The sequence below is a fragment of the Mesorhizobium sp. RSR380A genome, from assembly GCF_054719385.1.
Window position 1 is genome coordinate 1,971,064 of record NZ_JBTTIB010000001.1, and the last position, 25,733, is coordinate 1,996,796.

The window sequence follows — 25,733 nt, forward strand, 5'->3', positions numbered from 1 at the left end:
GCGCGCCTTTCGTTTTTCGGCGCCTCTGGCCACCAATTTACGTCTCGCGGGTTGCGTCGCCCGCACCCCCTCCACCATATTGCAAAGGCGGCGGCTGCGGGCGGCGCACACCCGACATTTCCCGAAAGGCGCTCCATAGACAATGCCGCATGACACGCCCCTTATCGCCACCATCGTCGCCGGTCTGGGGCTGGCATTCATCTTCGGGGCGCTCGCCAACCGTTTTCGCATCCCGCCGCTGGTCGGCTATCTCGTCGCCGGCGTGCTGGTCGGACCGAACACGCCGGGTTTCGTCGCCGATGCCGGCCTTGCCAATGAGTTGGCCGAAATCGGCGTCATCCTGCTCATGTTCGGCGTCGGCCTGCATTTCTCGCTGAAGGACCTTCTCTCCGTCCGCGCCATCGCCGTACCCGGCGCCATCGTCCAGATCGGCTTTGCCACCGCGCTGGGCGCCGGCCTTGCCTGGATGCTCGGCTGGTCGATGGGCGCCGGCCTGGTCTTCGGCCTGGCGCTTTCCGTCGCGTCCACAGTGGTGCTGTTGCGCGCGTTGCAGGAGCGACGGCTGATCGAGACCGAGCGCGGCCGCATCGCCGTCGGCTGGCTGATCGTCGAGGACCTCGCCATGGTGCTGGCGCTGGTGCTTTTGCCGGCGTTGGCCGGCGTGCTCGGCGGCCAGCCGCAGGTCGATGACCATGCGAGCCTTTTGTCGCTGCCGGCCAGCTACGGCATCTGGGGCGTCGTCGGCCTCACGCTCGCCAAGGTCGCCGCCTTCGTCATCGTCATGCTGGTGGTCGGCCGCCGGGTCATTCCGTGGATCCTGCATTACGTCGCCCATACCGGCTCGCGCGAACTGTTCCGGCTGGCGGTGCTGGCGATCGCGCTCGGCGTCGCATTCGGCGCCGCCAAACTGTTCGGCGTCTCGCTGGCGCTCGGTGCCTTCTTCGCCGGCATGATCATGAGCGAATCCGAGCTCAGCCACCGCGCGGCGGAGGAATCACTGCCGCTGCGCGACGCCTTCTCGGTGCTGTTCTTCGTCTCGGTCGGCATGCTGTTCGATCCGTTCAGCCTGATGAGCAATGGCTGGCCGATCCTGGCGACGCTGGCCATCATCGTCATCGGCAAGTCGCTGGCCGCCTTCGTTATCGTCATCGCCTTCCGCTATCCGCTGGGAACCGCCTTGATGATCTCGGCCAGCCTCGCGCAGATCGGCGAATTCTCCTTCATCCTGGCGGAGCTCGGCGTCGGGCTGAAGCTGTTGCCCGAACAGGGACGCGACCTGATCCTGGCAGGCGCCATCCTGTCGATCCTGGTCAATCCGCTGATGTTCCTCGCCCTCGACTGGATGAAGCCATGGCTGGACGCGCGCGCCGCCAAGGCAGCACCACCGGAAGAGGCCAAGCCGGTCGGCCCGGCGACGCAGCCCGGACAAGTGGCCTCGGTGGCCGCCGCGGCAAAAGAGAATGGCCCACCGCCACGCACAACGCTTTCGGGCCACACCATCCTGATCGGCTACGGCCGCGTCGGCAGCCTGGTCGGCGCGGCGCTGAAACAGGCATCGCTGCCCTTCCTGGTCATCGAGGACGCCGACAAGACGCTGGCGAGGCTCAGAGACGACGGCGTCGAAATCGTCTCCGGCAATGCGGCCAATGGGGGCGTGTTTGCCGCCGCCAATCCGCAGGGGGCCAAACGCTTGATCCTTGCCATCCCCAACGCGTTCGAGGCCGGGCAGATCGTGCTCAGGGCACGCGCCGCCAACCCCGGCATCAACGTCATTGCGCGGGCTCATTCCGACGCCGAGGTCGAGCATCTGAAGGGGCTCGGCGCCGACACCGTCATCATGGGCGAACGCGAGATCGCCCGCGGTATCGTGCAAGAAGTGCTGGAGCAAAAGCTGATGCCGCGCCCCGAAGCCATTGAGCCCTCCCCGGCCTGAGGCTTGCCCACAGGCGCGTTGATCACGCCACGAAGGCGGAGCCGCCATTGTGCGCGACGCTGGCGAGATACTTTGCCGGCGGCTTGCCGAGCGCTTTCTTGAACATGGTGATGAAGGCGGTGACGGAGGCGTAGCCGAGATCGCCCGAAACCTGCTGGACACTCGCACCGGAGGCCAGCTCCCGTATGGCGACGATCAGGTGCAATTGCTGGCGCCAGCGGCCGAAGCTCAGTCCGGTCTGCTTCACCACAAGACGGGCGAGACTGCTTTCTGAGAGCGCGACGCGACTGGCCCACTCTGCAAGCGTGCTGCGGTCGGCAGGGTCCTGCGCCAATGCTTCCGCGATCCGCCGCAAGCGCGGCTCGGCGGAGATCGGCAGATGCAGTTGCTGGACAGGCATGCGCGGCAGTTCGGAGAGCAGCATCCCAGTCAAAAGCGCGTCCTTCCCTTCGTCTTCCTCCATGCGGTCGGCCAGCTCGATGATCAATTCGCGCAGCAGTGGCGAGATCGACAGCGTGCAGCACCGGTCCGGCAGATCGGCGGCTCCCGGCTCGATATAGACGAAGAAAATCCGCGCATTGGCGGTCGCGATATTGCTGTGTTCCATGCCGCCGGGAATCCACACCCCGCAATGTGGCGGCACCATCCACAGGCCGCTCGGGACGCGGCATGTGACGCCACCGCCGAGCGCGAAGACGAGTTGGCCCTTGCGGTGCCAATGGGTCGCCACTTCCGCTTTGGTTCGGTGACATCGACGCGAACCGCAATTGCAGGAGCGATCACATCATCGACATCGAAGTCGACCCAGGGGTAGCGGAGAGGCTGTCTCACAATTGACCGCTTTTAGCGACTATTCGCCATGATAGCTAAATTCTTTGATGCGGGAAGTCGATAGGCTCCGGTTCGTGGCTGGCATGTCACAAAGTATCAGGAGGGCTTCCCATGCGCGCGCTCGTCATGTCTCCCGACAACCCCACCAGACTGACGCTCGCCGAGGTCGAGGACCCTCGGCCCCTCCCCAACGAAGCGCTTGTCTCAGTCCACGCTACCTCGTTGAACCGCGGTGAACTGCGCCTGCTCACCATACGCCCGGAAGGCTGGATACCTGGCCAGGACGTGGTTGGAGTGATCAAGCGGGCGGCAGCCGATGGCTCCGGGCCTGCCGTCGGCGCCCGGGTTGTGGCTTTGGTCGACGAGGCCGGCTGGGCCGAACGGGCGGCCGTTCCGACCGACCGTCTCGCCGTCATCCCGGACGAGGTCAGCTTCGGGTCCGCCGCCACGCTTCCGGTCGCGGGCACGACGGCGCTCAGGGTCTTGCGCCATGGCGGCGACCTCGCGGGACAGCAGGTGTTGATCACCGGCGCCAGCGGCGCGGTCGGCCGTTTCCAGATCCAGATCGCCCGCGAGCAAGGCGCCGCGGTGACTGCAATCGCCGCCGCCCGGCACGCCGAGGATCTCCGCGGTCTTGGTGCTCACGAAGTCGTCGAGTCGATCGAACTGGCCGAAGGGCCATTCTCTCTGATCACCGAGTCGGTCGGCGGCCAAAGCCTCGCCCATGCCATCGAACGCGTCGCCCCCGGCGGCACCATCGTCATGTTCGGTTCGAGCAGCGGCGAATTCACGCCGGTTGGCTTCAGACAGTTCGTTCCGGGCCATGAGGGAGCGAGGCTTCAGACTTTCGCCTACTACACATCCGGTCCAGCCATTGGCGCGGACATCGCCTCGCTGCTCGCTCTGGTCGCGGCTGGCCGGCTGGAAACCCGTGTGTCCATGACCGTGCCGTGGACAGACATCGCCCGGGCTCTGGACGCCCTGCGACAGCGCAGCTTCGGCGGCAAGGCTGTTCTCACCATCGCTGAATGAGCAGTCTGTCAGTGCTCAGACGTGCTGGCCGCCATTGATGTGGATTTCCGAGCCCGTCACATAGGACGCCTGCTGCGAGCACAGGAAGAAGATGATGTCGGCGACTTCCGAGGTGGCGCCAAGGCGCCTGAGTGGGATCGTCTCGACGATCTTGTCGGTGCCAGGCGACAGGATCGCGGTGTCGATCTCGCCCGGCGCAATCGCATTGACGCGGATGCCGTGCGGGCCGAAATCATGCGCCATCTCGCGCGTCAGCGAGCCGAGTGCCGCCTTCGAGGTCGCATAGGCGGTGCCGGCGAAAGGATGCACGCGCGTGCCGGCGATCGAGGTGACGTTGACGATCGAGCCTTTCGCTGCAGCAAGCTCCTTGAAGAGGCCACGCGCCAGCATGATCGGCGCGAAGAAATTGACCTGGAACACGTCGCGCCAGACATGCATCGGCGTGTCGATCGAATCCATCCGGCTGTTGCCGTCCTTGAGCTTTGGCGAGATGCCGGCATTGTTGACCAGAGCGTGCAACTGGCCGCCATGCGCCTCGAGCCGGTGACGGATCTCCGAGACGGCGATGCCGACATCTTCCTGGTCGGCGAGATCGACCTTGATGTGATCTTCCGGACCGGCCGGCCACGGACAATCCTCGGCAAAGGCCTGGCGCGAACAGGTGATGACGCGCCAACCCTCACGCGAAAAGCGCTTGACCGTAGCATGTCCGATGCCGCGGCTGGCTCCGGTCAGCACGATGGTTTTTCTGGTGTCGGTCTCAGCCATGTCTGTCACTCCGGCCGGAGATGTAGCCGAATGCCGCGGAGGTGGCGAGAGGCCGAATTGTCACCGCAGCTCTCATATGAGGAACGGATTGCCAGCTAGCCATTGGTTTGAAGCCAGAATGACGAGCCGCTCAGCCGCCGCCGAGAATATCCAGGATTGAGGTTTTCCGCTTCTTGGCCGGGCCGCCGACGCTGCCCGGCGGTACCGGGTGCTTGATCGAGGCCGTGGTGCCGCCGTCGCCCGGCATGTTGAAACCGTCGGCATCGACCGTTTCGGCCGGACGGCGGACCGGTGCTTGTGCCGGTGCAGCAGCAGGTGCCGGCGCGGCAGCAGGCTCCGAACGGCTGACGGCCACGGCAGGCAACGGCGCCGCCTGATTGTTATCGACTGACGGAATATCGTCGGGCACGATGGTATCTGGAGGCGTCGATTTCCAGGTCCCGGGCAGCGGCCTGACCGGCACGCCTTCATGCGCCGCCACCATGAATTCGTGCCAGGCCTGTGCCGGCAACGCGCCACCGGTGACCTTCTTCATCGGCGTGCCGTCATCATTGCCGAACCATACGCCGGTGGTGAGGTTTGCGGTGTAACCGACGAACCAGGCGTCGCGCGAATTCTGGCTGGTTCCGGTCTTGCCGGCAGACGGCCAGGCGAAGGCCGCCTTCTTCGCCGTGCCGATCTCGACCGTGCCAGTCATCATCGAGTTCATCATGCCGACAATGTTCTGCTTGACGACGCGCGGCGCGCTGCCGCCATTGTCGTCATAGAGCACCTTGCCTTCGGTCGTGGTGATGCGGCGGATGAAATGGATGTCGGGCTTGTAGCCGCCATTGGCGAACGGCACATAGGCCGATGTCAGCTCCAGCGGCGTCACTTCCGAAGTGCCGAGCGCGATCGAGGTGTTGGCGATCAGATCGGACTGGATGCCCATGCGGTGCGCCGCCGCGACCACCGCGTCGGGGCCGACCTCCATGGTCAGCTGTGCCGCGACAGAATTCAGCGATTTCGCCAGCGCGGTCGCCAGCGTCACCTTGCCGAAATATTTGCCGCCGTAATTGTCCGGTGTCCACTTGCCGATCTTGATCGGTGCGTCGTTGCGCACGCTGTCGGGCGTGCGACCAGCTTCCAGCGCGGCCATATAGACGAACGGCTTGAACGCCGAGCCCGGTTGACGGCGTGCTTCGGAGGCGCGGTCGAACTGGCTCGTCGAATAGTCGTAGCCGCCGACCATGGCGCGCACGGCGCCGGAATTGTCGATCGAGACCAGCGCGCCTTGGCTGACATTGAGCTTCTTGCCGCTCTCGTCGATCAGCCGGCGGATCGACTCTTCGGCGAGCTTCTGCAGGTTGAGGTCGACGGTGGTGTCGACGACGATGTCGCTGCGCACGTCGCCGATCAAATCGGGCAGCTCTTCCATGATGGTGTCGGCGACGTAGTTTTCCGAACCGGTCCAGTAGGATGGCGCGCGCGTTGCCGGCGCGCTCATCGCCGAGGCCAGTTCCTTGGCGCTGATCTTGCCTTCGTCGCGCATGGCGGCGAGCACCAGCTGCGAACGCTCCTCCGCCGCCTTCGGATCCCGCGCCGGCGACAGTCGCGACGGCGCCTTCAAGAGGCCGGCGAGAAGGGCCGCCTCCGACAGAGTGACATCGCGCGCGCTCTTGCCGAAATAGCGGCGCGAGGCCGCCTCGACGCCATAGGCGCCGGAGCCGAAATAGACCCGGTTGAGGTACATTTCGAGGATCTGGTCCTTGGTATGCTTGTGCTCCAGCCACAGCGCCAGCAGCACTTCCTGCACCTTGCGCTCCAGCGTGCGGTCGGGCTTCAGGAACAGGTTCTTGGCCAGTTGCTGGGTCAGCGTCGAGCCGCCCTGCGAGAAACGCCGGCCCAGAACATTGGTCACCATGGCGCGTGACAGGCCGATCGGGTCGATGCCGAAATGCGAATAGAAGCGGCGGTCCTCGATGGCGATGACGGCTTCCGGAATGTAGGGCGACATTTCGTGCAGGCCGACCGCCTCGCCGCCGCTCATGCCGCGGTTGGCAAGCAGTTGCCCGTCGACCGAGACGATCTTGATGTTGGGCGCACGGTCGGGGATCGACCAGGTGGTCGCCGCCGGCATCTTGGCGCCGTAATAGACGACGATGCCGGCCACGGCGATGCCGCCCCAGATGCAGAGCACGAAGCACCAGTAGAACATCCGGGCCATCACGCCGAAAAGGCCGCGCCGGGCTTTGCCTCGCTTGCCGCGTGACGATGATTTTGCCTTGGAGGTTTTGCGCGCCGAAGATGATTTGCGATTGGCCGGCACGACCCGATCCTCCTCGTTCACCGAAAAACCGGCCGCGGATTTCGCCTTTGGCGATCCCTCGAAGCTGGGTTCGATGCGACTGTCTCTGCGGTTCGCCATGCGTTGCGCTGTCTTCCCGGTATCAATGGCGCTCGGGTTGGAGGGTAGATGCGGCGGTTTAAGGGCGCGTTAAAGCAGGGTTTATGCACCCTTCTGGAATTCCTTAAGAATTTCTAAAATCCGCTGCCGCTGGCTAACAGGCGTCGGCAACGCGGTACTTTGGCGGGTGCCCGAGATCACTGTTCAAACAGTTTGACGGATCTTGTCTCGCAACGCGGCGGCGACAAAGGCCGATCGGGTGACCCCCAACCGATTGGCTGTTTCGTCAGCCTCGGCGAGCAAACCGGCATCCAACGAGATATTGGCCCGGGCCGGACGGCCGGCATCTCGGATCAAGGGCACGGACATCAAGATAGCGCCAGCGGCGAGCGCTGCTCGAACCTCAGCATCTTCTAAAAGCGCCTCGACTTTGCGAGGAGTGGGGATTTTACGGCCGTCCGCGATTTCTTCAGCCACCCATTCGGCCAACGCGGCCATAGCGTCCTTTACAGCCTCGTCCCGGCTTTCCGACTGCGCGACGCAGCCAGGAGCATCGGGAAACGAGACGCCGACAAAGCCGTCGGCAGCATCCACGAGTGCGACATAGCGAGACATATCTAACAGCTTTCCTTATTCCGACTTTATGTCCATTAGGCTTCGGAACGCGATGAGGTCGGTTTATTCCCAGCCTGCCGCCTTGGCTATAGACCGAGCTACCAACGGCGTCAGAGTCTTGTGGCGAGGAACCATGATCGTCGGCATGCCGTCTTTTTTGTACTTGTCATGCTTCGTGCCGCCGACGTTCTTCCAGCCTTCCCTCTCGAGCCGGGCCTTGACTTTGGCGGTGTTGGTTTCGTTCATTTCTCGGCTCAAATCTATGTGCAAATTTTTGCACATAGTGGAAACGAAAGTCAATCACGATGTGCAAATATTTGCACAAGGAAACTCCCAATCGCCGTAAAATGCCTGGATGACAAATCAGCGCCACCCGCAGGCGGACATCATCAATTCTGCTGGATCGAAATGCCTTTGTCGTCGATCTTCAGCTCCACGCCCTTTGGCTTGGTCTGCTCGTGATAGACATAGATACCTAGCGCAATGACCACGACCAAGAGCGCGCCGATGAGGAGATAGAGGGTGTTCTGTTTCATGGCGCGCTCCGTTTCGTATCGAGCGTCACGCTCGCTTCAAGACCTTGACCAGCACCAGCAGGATGACAGCGCCGATCGTGGCGTTGATGATGGCAGCCAGAATGCCGCCGCCGATTGCGAAGCCCAGCCTTGGAAACAGCCAGCCGGCGATCAGGGCGCCGATAATGCCGACGACGATGTTGCCGATGAGGCCGAAGCCGAAGCCCGAGACGATGAGGCCGGCGAGCCAGCCGGCAATGGCGCCGATTATGATGAAGATGAGAAGGCTTTCGATGCCCATGACGCGTTCCTCCAGGAAGAGAGGCTACGGAGCGGAAGGCCCCGAATCGGCCTCGATATCAACGACTTCAGGCTATGCGAAAGCAGTTGCACCCGCCAGCGGCGCTCATTGATCGTCGTCATCGTCGCTGGAGACTGGCCGCCAGCTGGTCGGGTCGACCTTTTTCTGGGTATCGCTGTCGGTGTAGACCCACCAGGCGCCGTCGCGATATTGCCCGACGGATTCGCTGACGACGCCGGCGCCGTCCTTCCACAGAACAGTGACCTTGGATCCATCCGTCGGGGCGGTCGCTATCGGTTTGCGGTCTGCCACGTCATCCCCCTCATTGAGTCGACAGAACGCCACGACGCGTGTCTGGTTGCAAGGCTGCCGGAAGCGTTATCCGAAGGCCATCAGCTGTGGGCAAAAATATCCTCTTCGTCCCAACCCATCAAATCGAGCTTGGCACGCGTCGGCAGGAAGCGGAAGCAGGCGTCGGCTTCCTTGGTGCGCCCGTCCCGCGCCAGGCGTCCAGCCAGCACCTCGCGCAGACGGTGCAGATAGAGAACGTCGGAAGCGGCATATTCGAGCTGTTCGGGCGACAGGGTCTCGGCCGCCCAGTCCGACGATTGCTGCGCCTTCGACACGCCGACGCCAAGCAGTTCGAAGCAGATGTCCTTCAAGCCGTGCCGGTCGGTATAGGTGCGGGTCAGCCGCGAGGCGATCTTGGTGCAGAACACCGGCTCCGGCATGACGCCGAAGGCATTGTACAGCACGGCGAGGTCGAAACGGCCGTAGTGGAACAGTTTCGATATGCCGCGGTTGCGGAGCAGGCTGACGAGGTTCGGCGCTTTCTTCTGGCCGGGCGCGATCTGGATCACGTCGGCCGAGCCATCGCCGGGCGAGATCTGCACCACGCAAAGCCGGTCGCGGTGCGGGTTCAACCCCAGCGTCTCGGTATCGATGGCCACCGCGTCGACATTGTAGTGGGCGAGGTCGGGCAGATCGTTCTTGTGGAAGCGGATGTCGGGCATAGTTGTCTCCGGATCGCGGCGTAACTCGTCCTCGCCGCGATCCGCTGAAAAATCAACAAGAAAACTTCCCAGCCTCCTCAGCGCGTCAGCGCATCGAGAATGCGCGCCCAGGAGCGCTGGCCCTTGTGGAAGGAGGTCAGCTCGTATTTCTCGTTGGGCGAGTGGATGCGGTCGTCGTCGAGCCCGAACCCGACCAGCAGCGATTCCATGCCGAGATAGGTCTGGAAGTCGCCGACCACCGGTATCGAGCCTCCGCTGCCGGTCGTCACCGCTGGCTTCGGCCATTCATCCGACAGCGCAGTCTTGGCCTTGGCCAGGAATGGCGAGTCGTAGGAAAGCTGAATTGCCGGCCCGCCGCCATGCGGGTGGAATTCGACCGAACAGTCCCTGGGAATGCGCGCCTTGACGAATTCCCGGAACGCGGCGCGGATCTTCTCGGGGTCCTGCTTGTGGACGAGGCGGAAGGAGATTTTCGACGACGCTTCCGCCGCGATCACCGTCTTGAACCCCTTGCCGGTGTAGCCGCCGATGATGCCGTTGAACTCGGCCGTCGGCCGCGCCCAGGTCAGTTCCATCACCGAGCGGCCTTTTTCGCCCGACGGGATCGAGAGGCCGATCGGTCCGAGGAAGGTTTCGGCGGTCTCGCCCAGAGTTTCCCATGATTTCAGGATCTGCGACGGCGTTTCCTCGACCCCGTCATAGAAGCCGGGAATGGTGATGTGGCCGTTCTCGTCATGGATGTCGGCGAGGATTTTCGCCAGGATGCGGATCGGGTTGGCGGCGGCGCCGCCATAGAGGCCCGAATGCAGGTCGCGATCGGCGGCCTTGACGGTGACCTCCTCGCCGACCATTCCGCGCAGCGAAACGCAGATCGACGGCGTTTCGCGGTCCCACATGCCGGTGTCGCAGACCAGAGCGAAATCGGCCTTGAGCTCATCGGCATTGGCCTCGAGGAACGGCTTCAGCGACGGCGAACCGGACTCCTCCTCGCCCTCGAACAGGATGGTGATGCGGCAGGGCAGATTGCCATGCACCTGCTTCCAGGCGCGGCAGGCCTCGACGAAGGTCATCAGCTGCCCCTTGTCGTCGGCCGAGCCACGGCCGGTGATTACCTTGTGACCGGGCTCGATCTCCTTGACCGCCGGCGCAAACGGGTCGTTCTCCCAAAGCTCGATCGGATCGACCGGCTGCACGTCGTAATGGCCATAAAACAGCACATGCGGCGAACCGGCGGGGCCTTCATGGTGCGCAACCACCATCGGGTGTCCCGGCGTGTCGCGCACCGAAGCGTCGAAGCCGATCAGCTTGAGGTCCGCCACCAGCCATTCGGCGGCCTTGCGGCAGTCGGCGGCATAGTCTGAATCGGTGGAGATCGACTTGATGCGGAGCAGGCCGAACAGGCGCTCCAGGCTCTGGTCGAGATTTTTGTCGAGACGGTCGAGGACGGAGGAAATGGTGGACATTACTGCGGGCCTTTCTTTTCGGTGCCGGGACCGTAAAGGCAGCGCATCAAAACGAAAAGCCCGCGATCGTTGGACCACGGACCGTAAACACTTGTCAGAAGGCAAAAAAGAACCGCCGTGGTGGAGGGGAACCACGGCGGTCTTTTACTCGAAACGATGCGGCAGCCCGGAGAGGGGGGATAGGCTGCCGCAATTGTCCGGGATAGGCGGGGGACGGGCCTTGCTCCGGACTCGGCGAAAACTGCCGATGACCTTTATTTGTGTCTCGGATCGTGGCGTTTCAAGGGCACAAAAATTACACTTTTGTAACATAGCCGTGAGCGCCGAGGCAAACAGCAGCAGGACCTATCGGCAGGCAGGCTCTGTCAGCATGTCGCCGCAACACCTGTTGGAAGCCCGCCTTTGCCATGGACCGCGCCGTCCTGCCGCGCTATCCCTGCCGGCATGAAAAAAGGCGACCATCTCTTCCTTATCGACGGCTCCGGCTACATCTTTCGCGCCTATCATGCGCTGCCGCCGCTGACCCGCAAATCCGATGGGCTGCCGGTCGGCGCGGTCTCCGGCTTCTGCAACATGTTGTGGAAGCTGATGCAGGACGCCCGCAACACCGATGTAGGCATCGTGCCGACGCATTTAGCGGTCATTTTCGATTATTCGTCGAAAACCTTCCGCAATGATCTTTACCCGGAATACAAGGCCAACCGCAACGCACCGCCCGAAGACCTGATCCCGCAATTCGGTCTGATCCGCCAGGCAACCGTGGCCTTCAACCTGCCTTGCATCGAGATCGAAGGCTACGAGGCCGACGACCTCATCGCCACTTATGCCAGGCTGGCGTGCGAGGCCGGCGGCGACACCACTATCATCTCCTCTGACAAGGATCTGATGCAGCTGGTCGGACCCACGGTCGGCATGTACGACCCGATGAAGGACCGCCAGATCGGCATCCCCGAAGTCATCGAGAAATGGGGCGTGCCGCCGGAAAAGATGATCGACCTGCAGGCGCTGACCGGCGACTCCGTCGACAATGTGCCGGGCGTACCCGGCATCGGGCCGAAAACGGCGGCGCAGCTTCTGGAACGGTTCGGCGACCTTGACGGGCTGCTCGCCCGGGCCAGCGAGATCAAGCAGGACAAGAGGCGCGAATCGATCATCGCCAATGCCGACAAGGCGCGCATATCGCGCCAGCTGGTGACGCTGAAGAACGACGTGCCGGTGACCGACGGGCTCGACGATTTCGTGCTGCATGCGCCGGATGGGCCGAAGCTGATCGGCTTTCTCAAAACCATGGAATTCACCTCGCTGACCCGCCGTGTGGCCGAGGCGACCAGCACCGAAGCCGGCGATGTGCAGGCTGTCGCCGTCACCGTCGAGCGCGCCGACACCGCGCACGGCCCCGATGTCGGTTCCGGCATAGCGGCGCCTGCGGCAACACAGGATGAAGCCAAAACCGAAACCGCCAGAGCCGGCGACGCCCCTTCGCTGCTTGCCGCACTTCGCCTGGAAACGGCCGCTGCGGCCAAAATCGATCCCGCCGCCTATGTCGCCATCCGCGACACGGCGACGCTCAAGACCTGGCTGGCCCAAGCCAAGGAGACCGGCATCGTCGCCTTCGACACCGAAACCACGTCTTCCGATCCGATGCTGGCCGACCTCATCGGTTTCTCTCTGGCGATCGGCCCCGGCCGCGCCGCCTATGTGCCGCTCGCCCACAAGAGCGGCGCCGGCGACCTGCTCGGCGGCGGCACGCTGGAGAACCAGATTCCGGTCCGCGAGGCGCTGGCGCTGCTGAAGCCGCTGCTGGAAGACAAATCGGTGCTCAAGATCGCCCAGGACGCCAAATACGACATCGTCGTCATGAGCCGCCACGGCATCGATATCGCACCCTTCGACGACACGATGTTGATTTCCTATGTGCTCGACGCCGGCACCGGCCACCACACTTTGTCCTCGCTCGCCGACAAATGGCTCGGCCATGCCACGACGCCGCTCAAGGATCTCGCCGGTTCCGGCAGAAGCTCGGTCGGCTTCGACCAGGTCGACATCGACCGGGCGACCGCCTACGCCGCCGGCCATGCCGACGTGGCGCTGCGGCTGTGGCAGGTGCTGAAGCCCCGACTTGCCGCCAAGGGCCTGGTCTCGGTCTATGAGCGGCTGGAGCGGCCGCTGGTGCCGGTGCTGGCGCGGATGGAGCAGCGCGGCATCTCGGTCGACCGCCAGATCCTGTCGCGGCTCTCCGGCGAGCTGGCGCAAGGCGCCGCACGCCTGGAAGAGGAAATCTACGGCCTTGTCGGCGAGCGCATCAACATCGGGTCGCCAAAGCAGCTGGGCGACATCCTGTTCGGCCGCATGGGCCTGCCCGGCGGCTCCAAGACCAAGACCGGGCAATGGTCGACCTCCGCGCAGCTTCTGGAAGACCTCGCCGCCGAAGGCCACGAACTGCCGCGCAAGATCGTCGACTGGCGTCAGCTGACCAAGCTGAAATCGACCTACACCGACGCGCTGCCCGGCTTCATCCATCCCGACACCAGGCGCGTGCACACATCGTATGCGCTGGCCGCAACGACGACGGGCCGGCTGTCCTCCTCCGATCCCAATCTGCAGAACATCCCGGTGCGCACCGCGGAGGGACGCAAGATCAGGACGGCCTTCATCGCCGACAAGGGCCAGAAACTGGTCTCGGCCGACTACAGCCAGATCGAACTGCGCGTGCTTGCCCACGTCGCCGAGATCCCGCAGTTGAAGCAGGCCTTCGCCGATGGCGCCGACATCCACGCCATCACCGCCTCGGAAATGTTCAACGTGCCGGTCGAAGGCATGCCTTCCGAAGTGCGCCGCCGCGCCAAGGCAATCAATTTCGGCATCATCTACGGCATCTCGGCCTTTGGGCTGGCCAACCAGCTGTCGATCCCGCGCGAGGAGGCCGGCGCCTACATCAAGAAATACTTCGAGCGTTTCCCCGGCATCCGCGACTATATCGAGGCAACAAAAGCCTATGCCCGCGAGCATGGCTTCGTCGAAACCATCTTCGGCCGCCGCATCCACTATCCTGAGATCCGGTCGTCAAACCCGTCGATCCGTGCCTTCAACGAGCGCGCCTCGATCAACGCCAGGCTGCAAGGCACCGCTGCCGATATCATCCGCCGCGCCATGGTGCATATGGACGAGGCGCTGGAAAAGGCCGGCCTGTCCGCCCGCATGCTCTTGCAGGTGCATGACGAACTGATCTTCGAGACGGTTGAAGCGGAAGTCGAGGCGACGATCCCCGTGGTGCGCAGGGTGATGGAGAACGCGCCGATGCCGGCCATCTCGATGTCGGTGCCGCTGCATGTCGATGCCCGCGCAGCGAACAACTGGGACGAGGCGCATTGAAGGTGCGATGATTGTCTTTGTCACCGGAGACCTGCTGGCCGCCCAGGAAAGCTATATCGCTCAAGGCGTGGCAGAGGGCAATCAAGAGGGCCTTGGCACCGGACTTGCGCTGAAGATTTCGAAAAAGTGGCCGAATGTGCAGGCTGCGTTCAAGAAATATGCTCGGACCGGCAGGTTTATTGGGGGTCATATCTGGACATTGGAGCCAGACGGCAATCAGCCGGGCTTCATTTATCTGGCAACCCAGCCAGATATGTATGACGCCACGCTTCCCTATTTACGGAAAGCAGTTCGCGGGCTTGTGAAATGGGCCGACAAAAACCGGGTAGAATCCATCGCCTTGCCAAAAATCGGGTCTGGGCTTGGCAAATTATCTTGGCTCGACGAGGTGAAACCCCTGCTTATGGAGCAGCTAACACCTGGGCCTACGCGGTACGTCATCTATGAGACATTCTTGAACGAATTCGAGAATAGCGCACCGCCTCGGCTCAAGTAGGAAGCAAGCTAAGCCGCCTCAGCCAGGCACTTGGCACACGTCCCTCGAAACTCGATCACCGCCTTCTTCGCAGCAAACCCGGTCGAGCGCACCCATTCGTCCAGCCGATGGTCGACGTCATGGTCGGACATCTCCATCACCTGCCCGCATGTGTCGCAGATAGCGAAGGCTGTCATCGAATGCGTATGGTCGTGCGGTTCGGCGCAGGCGACGAAGGAGTTGAGGCTTTCCAACCGGTGCACGAAGCCTGACTTCACCAGGCTGTCGAGCGCCCGGTAAACCTGTAGCGGCGCGCGGAAACCGCGCTCGCGCAGCTGGTCGAGAAGCGTATAGGCGCTGAGCGGTCCGCTGGCGGCCTCGAGCTTTTCGAGTACGCTCAGCTGATTCTTCGTCAGCACATCCCTTGCCGCCATGATCCCGTTTTCCGATCGTTTAGAGCATGATGCCGAAAAGTGTGGAGCGGTTCTCGGACGACATCACGTTCCATCTGTTTGATCCAGCGCCGCTCGCAAATCATTTCTGCCATGCGACGGTCTCAATTCCCTTGAGATAGCGACGAAGCAGGCTTTTTGCCACTGTTTCCGTTATCGCCATCGACACCATGACCACCACCGCCGATTGACGGCACCGACCACATTCAAAATACTGACAAAATTCGCGACGAAAGGTGCCGCACTTGCAAATTCGATCGGGCTTGGGGAAGCAATTATGATCAAACTGACACGACGGACGCTGCTCGTCGGCACGTCGGCGCTTGTGGCTGCCGGTACGGTTTCGTTCCGCGCTCTCGCCGCCTCGCGCACCTATCACGCGCTGCTGGTTGCCTGCACCGACTATCCGAACCTGCCGCAGAAGAACTGGCTGATCGGGCCGAAGAACGATGCCGGCCTAGTGCGCGACTATCTCCTGAAGAACACGCCCGATCCGGTGAAATTCTCGGCCGAGAACGTGATCCTGCTCGCCAAGGACGTCGAAGGCGCCAACGGCCCGCCGACGCATGCGGCGATCAAGGCCGCTCTTGCCGACCTCGCCGGCAAGGTGCAACGCGACGATTTCGTCTATCTGCACCTCTCCGGCCACGGCGCCCAGCAGCCGCAGGCCAAGGCCGGCGACGAGACCGACGGCCTCGACGAGATTTTCCTGCCCTCCGATATCGACAAATGGATCAACCGCGAAGAGGGCGTGCCGAACGCGCTGGTCGACAACGAAGTCGGCGCCGCACTCGACGCCATCCGCGACAAGGGCGCCTTTGTCTGGGTGGTGTTCGACTGCTGCCATTCCGGCACCGCGACGCGCGCCGCGGAAGTCGATGACGAACTGGAGCGCAAGGTCGAGTTCGCCGACCTCGTCGGCGGCGACGACGCGGCGAGAGCAGCGGCGGTGAAGGCCTATGACGACATCTCGGCAAGCGCATCGCGCGGTTTCGACGAGAATGGCGGCCGCAAGCCGGCCTTCAACCTGACCCCGACCGGGGCCGAGCCGATCGCCCGGGGCAAGCTGGTCGCCTTCTATGCGGCGCAGACGGTCGAGACGACGCCGGAAATGCCGCTGCCCAAGGGCACGCCCGACGCGCCGCGCTTCGGCCTGTTCACCTTCACCATCCTGTCGAAATTGGCCGAGAACCCCAACGTCACCTATCGCCAGCTCGGCCAGGCCGTGCTGCAGCAATATTCGGCCGACGGCCGCACAAGGCCGACGCCCCTGTTCGAGGGCGAACTGGACGCCCGCGTGTTCGGCACCGACAAGACCGACGCCGTCATGCAATGGCCGATTGCCGTCAAGGACGGCGATGTCGCGATCGGCGCCGGGCTGCTGCAGGGTCTGACCCCCGGCAGCAAGCTCGCCATTTTGCCTTCGGCGCTGTCGAAGCTCTCCGACGCCGTCGGCTATCTCGAAGTGAAATCGGCAAAAAACCTCGAAAGCCAGCTCGCACCGGTCGAATTCGACGGCAAGCCGGCGCTTGCGCCGACGGCGGTGCCCGCCGGCGCCTATGCGCGCGTTGCCGAACTCGCAGTCGACTACAAGCTGCTGGTGGCAAAGCCGGCCCCGACCGCAGGGCTCGAAAAAGAAACCGAGCTGGTCAATTCGGTTCTGGACGAATTGGTGGCGAAGCCGAAGTCCGGCTTCCACATCGCGCTGGTCGAGCCCGGCAAGAGCGCCGATCTGCGGCTTGCGGTGCTGCGCGAAAAATCCATGGACGGCGCTGCCGCCAACGCCAGCGACGAACCGGCGCTGTGGTTCCTGCCGGCGTCCGGCGACATCAGCCTGAAGGACGGCAGCAAGCCGCCACGCATCGTCATCCATCAGGATGGCCGCGACAAGCTTGCGGAAAACACAGCCAAGACCCTGACCACGATCTTCCGCGCCACCGGCCTGTCGCGGCTCGCCGCGGCGTCCGACTACCGGCCGGACGAGGTCAGCGTCCAGTTCCTGATCAAGCGCCAGGACAGCGATGCGCTGGAGCCGATCGAATCGTCAAAGGTGCCGCGCGTTTCGCCGGGCGATCAGGTACACATTGCGTCAAAGAACGAGTCCGACGAGTTCGTCGACATCAACGTGCTGTATATCGGCAGCGACTATTCGATCACCCACATCGTCGCCGAGCGGCTGGCCCCGATCAATCAGCAGGCCGATCAGGGCCTGAAGGAAGGGCTGCTCGCCTTCACCGACACCAGCTTCGGCATGGAGCGCATGATTGCCGTGCTGACCGAGGCGCCGCCGCAAAGCGAGAAAGAGGATCTGAGCTTTCTTGCCCAGGAAGGCGTGCGCGCCGTGACGCGTGCCGCATCGGGAACGCCTGGTTTTTCCGACATGCTGGCCGACATCGGCATGGCGCCGGCAACGCGCTCCGTGATGCGGCTTGCCGACAAGAGCGGTCCCAAAGGCGCGGTGATGATCTTCCCGATGGAGACGGTGCCCCGCGCCTGACCTGACATCGCTTCGCCGGCTCTTGTCGGCGTGATATAGGAACATTCCCGGCTCGCGACACTTCTATGCGCCGCGGCTGAATGCAACAGATGAGGACATCAGTGACTATCCCCGTGCTCTCCTGGCGTGCAGCGACAGCCGGCCTTGCCGGCAGCCTGTTGCTGGTTGCCAGCGCCTCGGCGGACGAGAATTGCGGCTTGTGCGCCAAGCAGATCGTCACCAACTCCGAGCTCGCCACCTGCTTTCTCGACCAGTACGACCAGATCGCCAAGACCGGCAACAGGGCCGTTGTCGTCGATCTCTCCAGCTGCGCCTCGCGCGGCGTGGTCGAGCCCTTGCCGTCACCCAGCAAGGCGGCTGCCGAGCCGGACGTGCAGTTCATGATTTCGCGCACGCAGCTCGATTGCCTGAAAAAGAAGCTGGAGACACCCGGCGTCGTGCTCGATCCCACCGCCACCATCCAACTGGACAGCTGCGGATGAAAAAGCCGGGGGGCACTGCAACGCAGAAATCGCCGGCCACATCGGCGCCTCCGCCGGCCAAGAAGCCGGCGACCTTGCCCGAAACCACCGAAGGCTTTCCGTGGCCGAGCAGTCACGAGATCAAGAAGGAAGCCAACCCCTTCACCGACCGCGACTGGCGCATGCTGATCTACGCCTGGTCGGGTCTCGCCGTGCGCCTGGCGATCATCTTCACCCTGGCCTTCTCGGTCTTCCAGTTTCTCGCAAACCAGGAACAGAAGCGCGTCGAGCAGACGATGTCGCTGGTCGAGCTTTGGGAAAGCAAGGATTTTCAGCAGGCGCAGCGCGCGCTCAAGGAGCGCCTCTCGTCGCTCAACGCCAAATACGACAATCTGCTCAGCGCCACGCCTTCGCCGACCGAGGAACGGGTCTTCCGGCAACGCATTGGCATTGAGGCGATGACTGCCGGCGGCGGCACCATGCCGATCGCCGATTTCAACGACAATTTTGATCGCATCGTCTATTTCCTCAATCGTCTCTCCATCTGCGTTGAGGGCAAGCTCTGTTCGCGCGATGTCGCCGATGCCTATTTCCGCGACTATGCGGTGTCGTTCTGGAGCTATTTTGCCGGCTACATCGAAAAAGAACGCAAGGCCGGTTCCGCCAATTATGCCCAGGCGATCGAGAATTATGTGCGTCACGGGTCGCCGCCGCCCGCCGACTCCAAATAGCGGCGCAACAAGGTGCCGGGCAGCTCCCATCCCTTGCGTGCTATCCGGTGGCTAATCCTGGTCGGTCTTCTGGCGTTAACGTCAACCGCCGGTGCCGAGGACCTCGATTTCCATCTCGATCTCAACACCGGCGGCCACAGCGCCAGGGTCACCGATCTTGCCTTCACGCCGGACGGCGAGGGACTGGTCTCGGCGTCCGATGACAAGACCATCCGCATCTGGGACTGGCAGAGCGGGGTGACGCTCCGCACCATTCGCGGCTATCTTGGCAATGGCAATGACGGCAAGGTCTTTGCGATTGCCGTGTCGCCGGATGGCAAGACGATCGCCGCCGGCGGTTATTTCGGCGCCGGCATCGGCGACAAGCCCCCTTATGGCGATATCAGGCTGTTCGATTTCGCCACCGGCAAGATCAAAACCGTGCTCAAGGCCGCCGACTATGCCATCTATGATGTCGCCTTTTCACCCGACGGAAACACGCTCGCCGCCGGCGGTGGCGATGGTTTCGTCTACCTCTGGCGGGCGGACGACAAATCCGCGTCGGGCTGGACGCTGGCGGAAAAATTCGATGCCGATTCCTGGCGTGTGGAAAAGCTCGCCTTCGCCGCTGCGGGAACCCGGCTGGCAGCGACGACCACCGACAATGGCATCCGGCTCTGGGACGTCGCCAAGTCAGAGGAAATCGCTTTGCCCGCCGAGGCCGAACCGCTGCGCGATGTCGGCGTCGCCGCACTCGCCGTGTCATTGGATGGCAGGCTGTTCGCCACCGGCAGCAAGGACGGCGACGTCCAGCTCTGGCAGGCCAGCACGGGCAAATTCGTCCGCGCCATGCCGAAGCAGGATTTCCAGATCGGCGCTCTGAGCTTCGCGACGGGTTCGCGGCTTGTGGCGTCATGCAGCTATCGCTGCGCCGACAAGCATCGCTCGGTGGTCTGGAATACCGACAGCGGCGAGCAACTGCTCGACTATAACGGCCATGACGGCACGGTCTTTGCTGGCGCCGGCAATGCCGACGGCTCGCTGGTGGCGACAGCCGGCGGCACCCGCAACGCCATCCAGGTCTGGAACCCCATGACCGGCGAGCGCAAGGCGCTGCTGCAAGGGGTCGGCGAACCGGTGACGGCGATCGGGATCGATGCGGCGAGCAGCTCCATCGCTTGGGGCAACACCAACCCCTGCCCTGAACGCGTGTCCTGTCCCGAGCTGCAGGGCACGCTGGACAAGGTGCTGGCGCTACCGACGGCCGACCGGTTCTTCGAGGACCCGGTGGCGTTTGCGGAACAGGGCGCCTATGCCCGCGCGGCACTCGCAGAGGGTGAGTGGTCGCTCCGTGCTGCCCCCGGCGGCAAGGACGGCCTGGAGAATGCCGTGCTCGAAATCGCGAGCGGCGGAAAGGTGATGCACAGCATCGAGAATGCCGCCACCAATGGCTTCGTCCATTCGGCTTACACGCTGATCGGCAATGGGCTTGGCCTGATCACCGGCGGCAGCGACGGCACGCTGTTGGAATACAAAACCGCGACCGCCGAGCTATCGGGTGAATTCACCGGCCACACCGGCGAGATCAACGCCATGGTTGCCGCCGAGAAGGAAGGGCTGTTGGTCACCGGCAGCGCCGACCAGACCGTGCGGCTGTGGAATTTGAAGACACACAAACTGATAGTGTCGATGTTCTTCGCCGGCTCCGAATGGATCGCCTGGATGCCGCAGGGCTACTATTATTCCTCCGCCGACGGCGACAAGTTGATAGGCTGGCACGTCAATCAGGGTCGCGACCACGAAGGGCGTTTCATCAGCGCCGGCCAGCTGAAAAAATATCTCTGGAGCCCGGAAATGGTGCGCCGGGCCATCATCCTGCGCAGCGCCGAACAGGCGGTTCAGGAAATGCGCCCCGGCGTCGACCGCCAGCTGGAAAAGCTGCTCGAGCGCAAACCGCCGGAATTCGGCATCAAGCTTGCCGCCGACCAGAGCAACGTCCGCGAGGGCTATGTCGCCGTCGAGATTTCGGGCGCGCAGGAAGCCGGCGCCGATGTCGCCGGATTTTCGATCCTGTCGAACAGCCGCAATGTCGGCAATGTCACGGCGCGCTCGGCCGATGGCGGCAAGAGCACCATCGTCGAAGTGCCGGTCGAGAATGGCGAAAATACCATTCGCATCACCGGCACCAACGAGTTCGGCTATCTGACCGAGCGCAGTGTCACAGCACTTGGCAGGAAAACCGAAAAGCCCGCCAACAAGGGCAAGCTCTACGTCGCCGTGATCGGCGTCGACAAATATCCTTTCCTCACCGATGCATGCGCCGGCCACGCCTGCGATCTGCGCTATCCCGTCGATGACGCCACCGAATTCCTCAAGGTGATCTCGCAGAAATCCGCGCCCTTGTTTTCGGCGATGGAGACGCTGGTTCTGGTCAACCGCGAAGCGCTGGATGAGGCGCCCGATTCCGGCAAGGACGTGTTCAAGGTCGCCAGCGCCGACACCATCCTGGAACCGGATTCCGACACGATCAACGACCAGCTCGCCGACTTTCTCGACAGACCCGGCGAGAACGACACCACCATCATTTTCGTCGCCGGTCACGGCATCAACATCGACGAAGATTATTATTTCATCCCCACGGACGGCCGCAAACAGGATGCCGACCGCTGGAAGCGCTCCTCGCTGGTCGACTGGGGCGACATCCAGAAATCGGTTGAGCGGGCCAAGGGCATGCGCTTCATGCTGCTCGACACCTGCCACGCCGCCAACGCCTTCAACCCGCGCCTGGAAAAAGACGCGCAGGACGCACGCATCGTCGTCTTCTCGGCCACCGCTGCCAACAACACCGCCGCCGAACTGCCCGAGCTCGGCCATGGCGTCTTCACCTATTCGATCCTCGAAGGCCTGCGCGGCCGGGCCAAGACCTCCGACGGCGGCGTGACGCTGTTCGGCCTCGCCGACTACATCTCGCGCGAAGTGCTGCGGCTGACCGCGTCCAAGCAGAAGCCGTTCTACTATGTCGGCGGCGTGGAGAACATTGTGCTGGCTGAGCCGTGAGAGGTCGGCACCCAGGCACCCGCCTCTGGCCTGCCGGCCATCTCCCCCGCAAGGGGGGAGATCAGTCTCTTCATTGCTGGAGATCTATTTTCAAGGTTGGTGATTGGCGAAAGTCGAGGCGACATCCAATCTCCCCCCTTGCGGGGGAGATGTCCGGCAGGACAGCGGGGGGTGCCTGGGCACGGACCAGCATTCTGATCTTTGCCACCGCCTTGCTTATCCTCTCAGTGCTTCAAGCGTCTGCCGCCCCCATCACCTGCCCGCCCGGCGACACAAACTTCCCGTCCTTCTACTCCGACCCCACACTCTTCACCGACGCCATCGCCGCCGTCGCCAGAATCGAGCCGTCCAACCAACGCCTCACCGGCATCACAGTCCCCCACCACCTGCTCGTCGCAGATCTCGTCGCACTCGGTTTCCACGCCGCGTCCGGCTTCCGCTACAAGCGCATCGTCATCCTGTCGCCGGACCATTTCCATAAGACGCAGAAACTCTTCGCCACCACGACGCGCGGCTTCGACACTGTGCTTGGCCCGGTCCTGGCCGACACGGCAGCCCTGCGCCTTATCCAGGCGAACAGCGAGATGGTCGAGGACTCCTGCCTCTTCGCCAAGGAGCACGGCGTTCAAGCCATGCTGCCCTTCCTGCACCATTATTTTCCCGAGGCAACCATCGTGCCGGTGGCGATGTCGGTCAAGGCGAAGCGCGGCGACTGGGACCGGCTGGCGCAGGCGCTGAAAGCGATCGTCGACAAGGACACGCTGATCGTCGAATCCACCGATTTCTCACATTATCTGCCGCAGCACGAAGCCAGGCGTTTCGACCAGCAGACGCTGAACATGCTCGCCGCCGGTTCGCTCGACGGCATCACGGCGCTGCGCCAGCCGGATCACGCCGATTCGGTCGGTGCGCTCTATATCCAGACCAGGCTGCAGCGCGAACTGTTCGGTGCTGCGCCGCTGGTCGTCGCCAACGAGAACTCGCAGGCGCATTCAAGCGACTATGTCGAGCGCACCACCAGCTATGTCGTGGCGCTGTTCGGCGCCTTCGGCCCCGGCATCAACAATCCTGCCCGTCCCGACGACAAGCTCTACTATTTCGCGGGCGACGTGAATTTCGGCCGCGCCATGAAGAAGATCCTGGTCCGCGACGGTGTTGCCGAGAAGATCGTCGAAAGCGTGCTGGCCCTGACCCGCTCGCGGCCGCTGATCGTCAATCTCGAAGGCGTGATCCTGCCCAACGTCCCTGAGGCGATCGACGACATGACGCTGGCCATGCCCGCAGACCTCGCCATCGACATGCTCAAGAAATTGCATGTCGCCGCTGTCAGCCTCGCCAACAATCACGCCTACGACCTCGGCCCGTCAGGCTATGCCGAGACGCTGGCCGCACTCGATGCGGCCGGCATCGCCCATTTCGGCCAGGGCGAGACGCTGGCGCTTGCCGATCTCGACTTGGTCGGGCTGACCGACATCGATACCAACGGCTCCAGGAACACCGACCTTCTGACGCCTGCTTTGCTCGACCGGCTGCTGCACGACAATGCCGAGCGGCCGGTGATTGCCTTCGTCCATTGGGGCCGCGAGTACAAGACGGAGCCGTCGCCGCACGAGGAGATGCTTGCCGACCAGATGCGGCTGCGCGGTGTCACGGCAATCGTCGGCGGTCATCCACATGTATCGAGCGAGGCGATCCTGCCGCTCGGCGGTGGCGATGTTGCGGAGATCTATTCGCTCGGCAATTTCCTGTTCGACCAGAAAGCCGAACGATCGTCCGGGTCGATGCTGGAACTCAGGGTGTTCAGCCAGGGCACGATCTTTGCCCGGCTGATCCCGCTGCCCAATTTTTTCGAGATGGGCTCGAAATGACGCGATTCCCGAAAGGACGTGACAGGACCTCAACAGCCTTGCAGATCTTCCGGCAGATAGCAGACCGCCGGCTTGGTGCTGGTTTCGAACAGCGACTGCTTCGGCCTGAAATAGAAGAACGTGGCCGGCTTGCTCTCGCGTGTGCTGCCATCGGCGAAATGGGCGGCGATGCTGAAGCGATGGATCGACGACATTGACGACCACATTTTCAGCCGTGCCGTGTAGGCGCTGAGATTCTTGTTGCCGCGCACCGGCATGGGGATGCTGTAATCGGTCTTGCCGATCGGAAATTCGATGTTCTGGTAGCGCAGCGCTTCGGGCGACGCGCCGCCGCCATCGCCGCATTCGGCGAGCGATTCTGGGACCTCGATGCTGACCAGCGAGACGATGACGCGAAACGGCTCGCTCTGCTGGTAGACAGCGCCCTGATCGTCCGCCCAGGAATAATCGAGCTTGCCAATCCCGGTCACGCTCATTTTCTCGACGCTGCCGCTGATGTAATCGGCAACGTCGCCGAATTTGACCTTGTTGGCCACCTGGGCGCGGCAGACATCCAGGCTGTCCCTTGACGGGCAAGTGAAGCGCTCGGTCTCGAGCGTGGTTGTGTCGACGCCGGCTTCAATCAGCACGTTCTTGATCGAGACGTCGACGCCGTCGCCGAAAGTGCCGATGTCCTTCGTGAACGTGCGGCTCGGCTCGCCGGTCGCGTTGTCCTCCTCGTCGGTCCTGGTGAACTGGATCGACATCTTCATGTCTTTCACTTCGCCCCAGCCATTGTTGACGATCGAGAAGTCGGGGCGGAAGCCGACGCAGCCATAATGCTCGCTGATCGACAGCATCGGCTTGCGGTAGGCCTCGCTCGCGGCCACCTTCATTTCCAGGCTGTCGATCTTGACCCTCGACTGGTCGGTGGTCTTGAGGTCGACTTCGGCGAAGGCCGGCGCCGTCTCCCAGTCCATGCCTTCATAGACATTGCCGGTACGAATCTCTGCGGTGCCGTTCCAGGCATCATTGTACTGGTCCGACACCGGATAGATCGCGATGTCTTCGTCGCGCACGAGATGCTGGTACTGCATGTCGGCCTGCTGCGTCATGCGCTGGTCGACGGCAATGCCGATCTCGACCTTGTCGGCGGAACCGCCGCCGGTCTGCGCCTTGAGCAACCCGCCCACTCTGGCATCGGCCAGCACATCGGGGCGCGCACCGCCGATCTCCTTGCCCATCGCCCATTGCGACCAGTAGACGGTGCCGCCGGGCAACCGGGTGCGGCCCTTGCCGTCCTTCAGCCCATCGGCAAAAGAGCCGACGAATATCTTGCCTGTCTTCGTCTCCAGCCTGCCCTCGCCATTCGGCACACCGGCCCTGAATTGCCCTTCATAGCGATTGCCGTCGGCATCGACATGGATCGCATGGCCGTCGAGCTGGCCGGCGACCCAACGGCCGTCGAGAATCTCGCCTGAACGCAGCTCCAGCCGGCCTTGTCCTTCGGGGCGGCCATTCCTGATCTCGCCGAAATAGCTGGAATAGATCGTCTTGGGGTCGTAGCTCGCCGAGCCGCGTACGCGCCAGACCAGCCTGCCCTTGCCGTTGACGGTGCCGTCGGCTGCGACGGTGCGGTCCGGCGACACGCCGGCTGCCGGCTCCCAGGTGAAATCAAGACCCAATTCCGGGTGGGAATCCCAGACCCGTACATTCTTGCGCAGCACCGAACGTGTTTCGCTTTGATAGAGGATTTGCACCCGCTCGGCCCAGGTGCCATCGGGTGCGGCACCGCCTTGATCGGCCATAGCGGAAAAGCATGTCAGTGCGGCCAGCGTGGATGCAGCCGCGATCGCTTTGACCCCGAAGATCATTCTTGCCCGCGCCATCTTATTACCCAACCCCTTGGATCGCCTAGCGTAAGCACCGCTGTAACACAGTGCAAGAGAGGTGTTTCGATACAAAAAACCGGCGGCGGGAACGTCCCGCCGCCGGTTTGGTATTG

General features: G+C 63.2%; 20 protein-coding genes and 1 pseudogene. 9 read left to right on the top strand and 12 right to left on the bottom strand.

Going from position 1 to position 25,733, the window contains the following annotated elements; translation table 11 throughout:
• Positions 1-142 precede the first annotated feature (142 nt).
• Positions 143-1,933 (top strand): cation:proton antiporter domain-containing protein, encoded by a 1,791-nt coding sequence (locus ACYG9Z_RS09540; RefSeq protein WP_023751414.1) that lies wholly within the window; start codon positions 143-145, stop codon positions 1,931-1,933.
• Between the two features lie 22 nt (positions 1,934-1,955).
• Here the strand turns inward: ACYG9Z_RS09540 and ACYG9Z_RS09545 are convergent.
• Positions 1,956-2,764, bottom strand: a pseudogene (locus ACYG9Z_RS09545) (AraC family transcriptional regulator).
• A gap of 111 nt (positions 2,765-2,875) precedes the next feature.
• Between ACYG9Z_RS09545 and ACYG9Z_RS09550 the strand changes: the two are divergent.
• The gene (locus ACYG9Z_RS09550) at positions 2,876-3,796 is read left to right on the top strand and encodes a zinc-binding dehydrogenase (RefSeq protein WP_023751415.1); all 921 of its coding nucleotides are present in this window, start codon (positions 2,876-2,878) and stop codon (positions 3,794-3,796) included.
• A gap of 15 nt (positions 3,797-3,811) precedes the next feature.
• Here the strand turns inward: ACYG9Z_RS09550 and ACYG9Z_RS09555 are convergent, their stop codons facing one another.
• The 9 genes from ACYG9Z_RS09555 to ACYG9Z_RS09595 form a co-directional block, all read right to left on the bottom strand.
• Complete coding sequence (locus tag ACYG9Z_RS09555) at positions 3,812-4,564, bottom strand: SDR family NAD(P)-dependent oxidoreductase (RefSeq protein ID WP_023669777.1); 753 nt, start codon at positions 4,562-4,564, stop codon at positions 3,812-3,814.
• Between the two features lie 130 nt (positions 4,565-4,694).
• On the bottom strand, positions 4,695-6,971 hold the full coding sequence (locus ACYG9Z_RS09560) for a transglycosylase domain-containing protein (protein WP_023751416.1): 2,277 nt from the start codon (positions 6,969-6,971) through the stop codon (positions 4,695-4,697).
• 183 nt (positions 6,972-7,154) lie between these two features.
• Entirely contained in the window at positions 7,155-7,565 is a 411-nt protein-coding gene (locus ACYG9Z_RS09565; protein ID WP_023669779.1) for a type II toxin-antitoxin system HicB family antitoxin, read from the bottom strand.
• 63 nt (positions 7,566-7,628) lie between these two features.
• Positions 7,629-7,811 (bottom strand): type II toxin-antitoxin system HicA family toxin, encoded by a 183-nt coding sequence (locus tag ACYG9Z_RS09570; RefSeq protein WP_023669780.1) that lies wholly within the window; start codon positions 7,809-7,811, stop codon positions 7,629-7,631.
• A gap of 143 nt (positions 7,812-7,954) precedes the next feature.
• On the bottom strand, positions 7,955-8,101 hold the full coding sequence (locus tag ACYG9Z_RS09575) for a hypothetical protein (protein WP_023683048.1): 147 nt from the start codon (positions 8,099-8,101) through the stop codon (positions 7,955-7,957).
• 25 nt (positions 8,102-8,126) lie between these two features.
• Positions 8,127-8,381, bottom strand: coding sequence for a GlsB/YeaQ/YmgE family stress response membrane protein (locus ACYG9Z_RS09580; RefSeq protein WP_023683047.1), 255 nt, complete (start codon positions 8,379-8,381; stop codon positions 8,127-8,129).
• A 105-nt stretch (positions 8,382-8,486) separates the two neighbouring features.
• Positions 8,487-8,693: a hypothetical protein gene (locus ACYG9Z_RS09585; protein ID WP_023683046.1), complete on the bottom strand. Its 207-nt coding sequence runs from the start codon at positions 8,691-8,693 to the stop codon at positions 8,487-8,489.
• Positions 8,694-8,773: 80 nt separating this feature from the next.
• A complete protein-coding gene (locus tag ACYG9Z_RS09590; RefSeq protein WP_031244000.1) occupies positions 8,774-9,394 on the bottom strand; it encodes a ribonuclease D in 621 nt (206 codons plus the stop codon).
• 77 nt (positions 9,395-9,471) lie between these two features.
• Positions 9,472-10,857 carry a M20/M25/M40 family metallo-hydrolase gene (locus ACYG9Z_RS09595; RefSeq protein WP_023686593.1) on the bottom strand — a complete coding sequence of 462 codons (1,386 nt, stop codon included), beginning with the start codon at positions 10,855-10,857 and terminating at the stop codon, positions 9,472-9,474.
• 444 nt (positions 10,858-11,301) lie between these two features.
• Here ACYG9Z_RS09595 and polA point away from each other — a divergent pair, with 444 nt between their 5' ends.
• Both polA and ACYG9Z_RS09605 read left to right on the top strand, forming a co-directional pair.
• Positions 11,302-14,229 carry a DNA polymerase I gene (polA, locus tag ACYG9Z_RS09600; RefSeq protein ID WP_023751418.1) on the top strand — a complete coding sequence of 976 codons (2,928 nt, stop codon included), beginning with the start codon at positions 11,302-11,304 and terminating at the stop codon, positions 14,227-14,229.
• A gap of 7 nt (positions 14,230-14,236) precedes the next feature.
• A complete protein-coding gene (locus tag ACYG9Z_RS09605; RefSeq protein ID WP_023751419.1) occupies positions 14,237-14,725 on the top strand; it encodes a macro domain-containing protein in 489 nt (162 codons plus the stop codon).
• An 8-nt stretch (positions 14,726-14,733) separates the two neighbouring features.
• On the opposite strand, the gene ACYG9Z_RS09610 is transcribed toward ACYG9Z_RS09605, so the two are convergent.
• A complete protein-coding gene (locus ACYG9Z_RS09610; protein ID WP_023669789.1) occupies positions 14,734-15,138 on the bottom strand; it encodes a Fur family transcriptional regulator in 405 nt (134 codons plus the stop codon).
• A gap of 295 nt (positions 15,139-15,433) precedes the next feature.
• On the opposite strand from ACYG9Z_RS09610, the gene ACYG9Z_RS09615 reads away from it, so the two are divergent.
• The 5 genes from ACYG9Z_RS09615 to amrB all read left to right on the top strand — a co-directional run bounded on the left by ACYG9Z_RS09615 (position 15,434) and on the right by amrB (position 23,749).
• The gene (locus ACYG9Z_RS09615; protein WP_023751420.1) at positions 15,434-17,653 is read left to right on the top strand and encodes a caspase family protein; all 2,220 of its coding nucleotides are present in this window, start codon (positions 15,434-15,436) and stop codon (positions 17,651-17,653) included.
• 101 nt (positions 17,654-17,754) lie between these two features.
• Positions 17,755-18,135 (top strand): hypothetical protein, encoded by a 381-nt coding sequence (locus tag ACYG9Z_RS09620; RefSeq protein ID WP_245259851.1) that lies wholly within the window; start codon positions 17,755-17,757, stop codon positions 18,133-18,135.
• Positions 18,132-18,845 (top strand): DUF4760 domain-containing protein, encoded by a 714-nt coding sequence (locus tag ACYG9Z_RS09625; RefSeq protein WP_023751422.1) that lies wholly within the window; start codon positions 18,132-18,134, stop codon positions 18,843-18,845. Before ACYG9Z_RS09620 ends, ACYG9Z_RS09625 begins: the two co-directional genes overlap by 4 nt.
• A 33-nt stretch (positions 18,846-18,878) precedes the next feature.
• Positions 18,879-21,881 carry a caspase family protein gene (locus ACYG9Z_RS09630; RefSeq protein ID WP_023751423.1) on the top strand — a complete coding sequence of 1,001 codons (3,003 nt, stop codon included), beginning with the start codon at positions 18,879-18,881 and terminating at the stop codon, positions 21,879-21,881.
• Positions 21,882-22,030: 149 nt separating this feature from the next.
• Complete coding sequence (gene amrB / locus ACYG9Z_RS09635; protein WP_023751424.1) at positions 22,031-23,749, top strand: AmmeMemoRadiSam system protein B; 1,719 nt, start codon at positions 22,031-22,033, stop codon at positions 23,747-23,749.
• A gap of 29 nt (positions 23,750-23,778) precedes the next feature.
• Here amrB and ACYG9Z_RS09640 read toward each other — a convergent pair whose 3' ends face one another.
• The gene (locus ACYG9Z_RS09640) at positions 23,779-25,617 is read right to left on the bottom strand and encodes an MORN repeat-containing protein (protein WP_023751425.1); all 1,839 of its coding nucleotides are present in this window, start codon (positions 25,615-25,617) and stop codon (positions 23,779-23,781) included.
• Between the last annotated feature and the right edge of the window lie 116 nt (positions 25,618-25,733).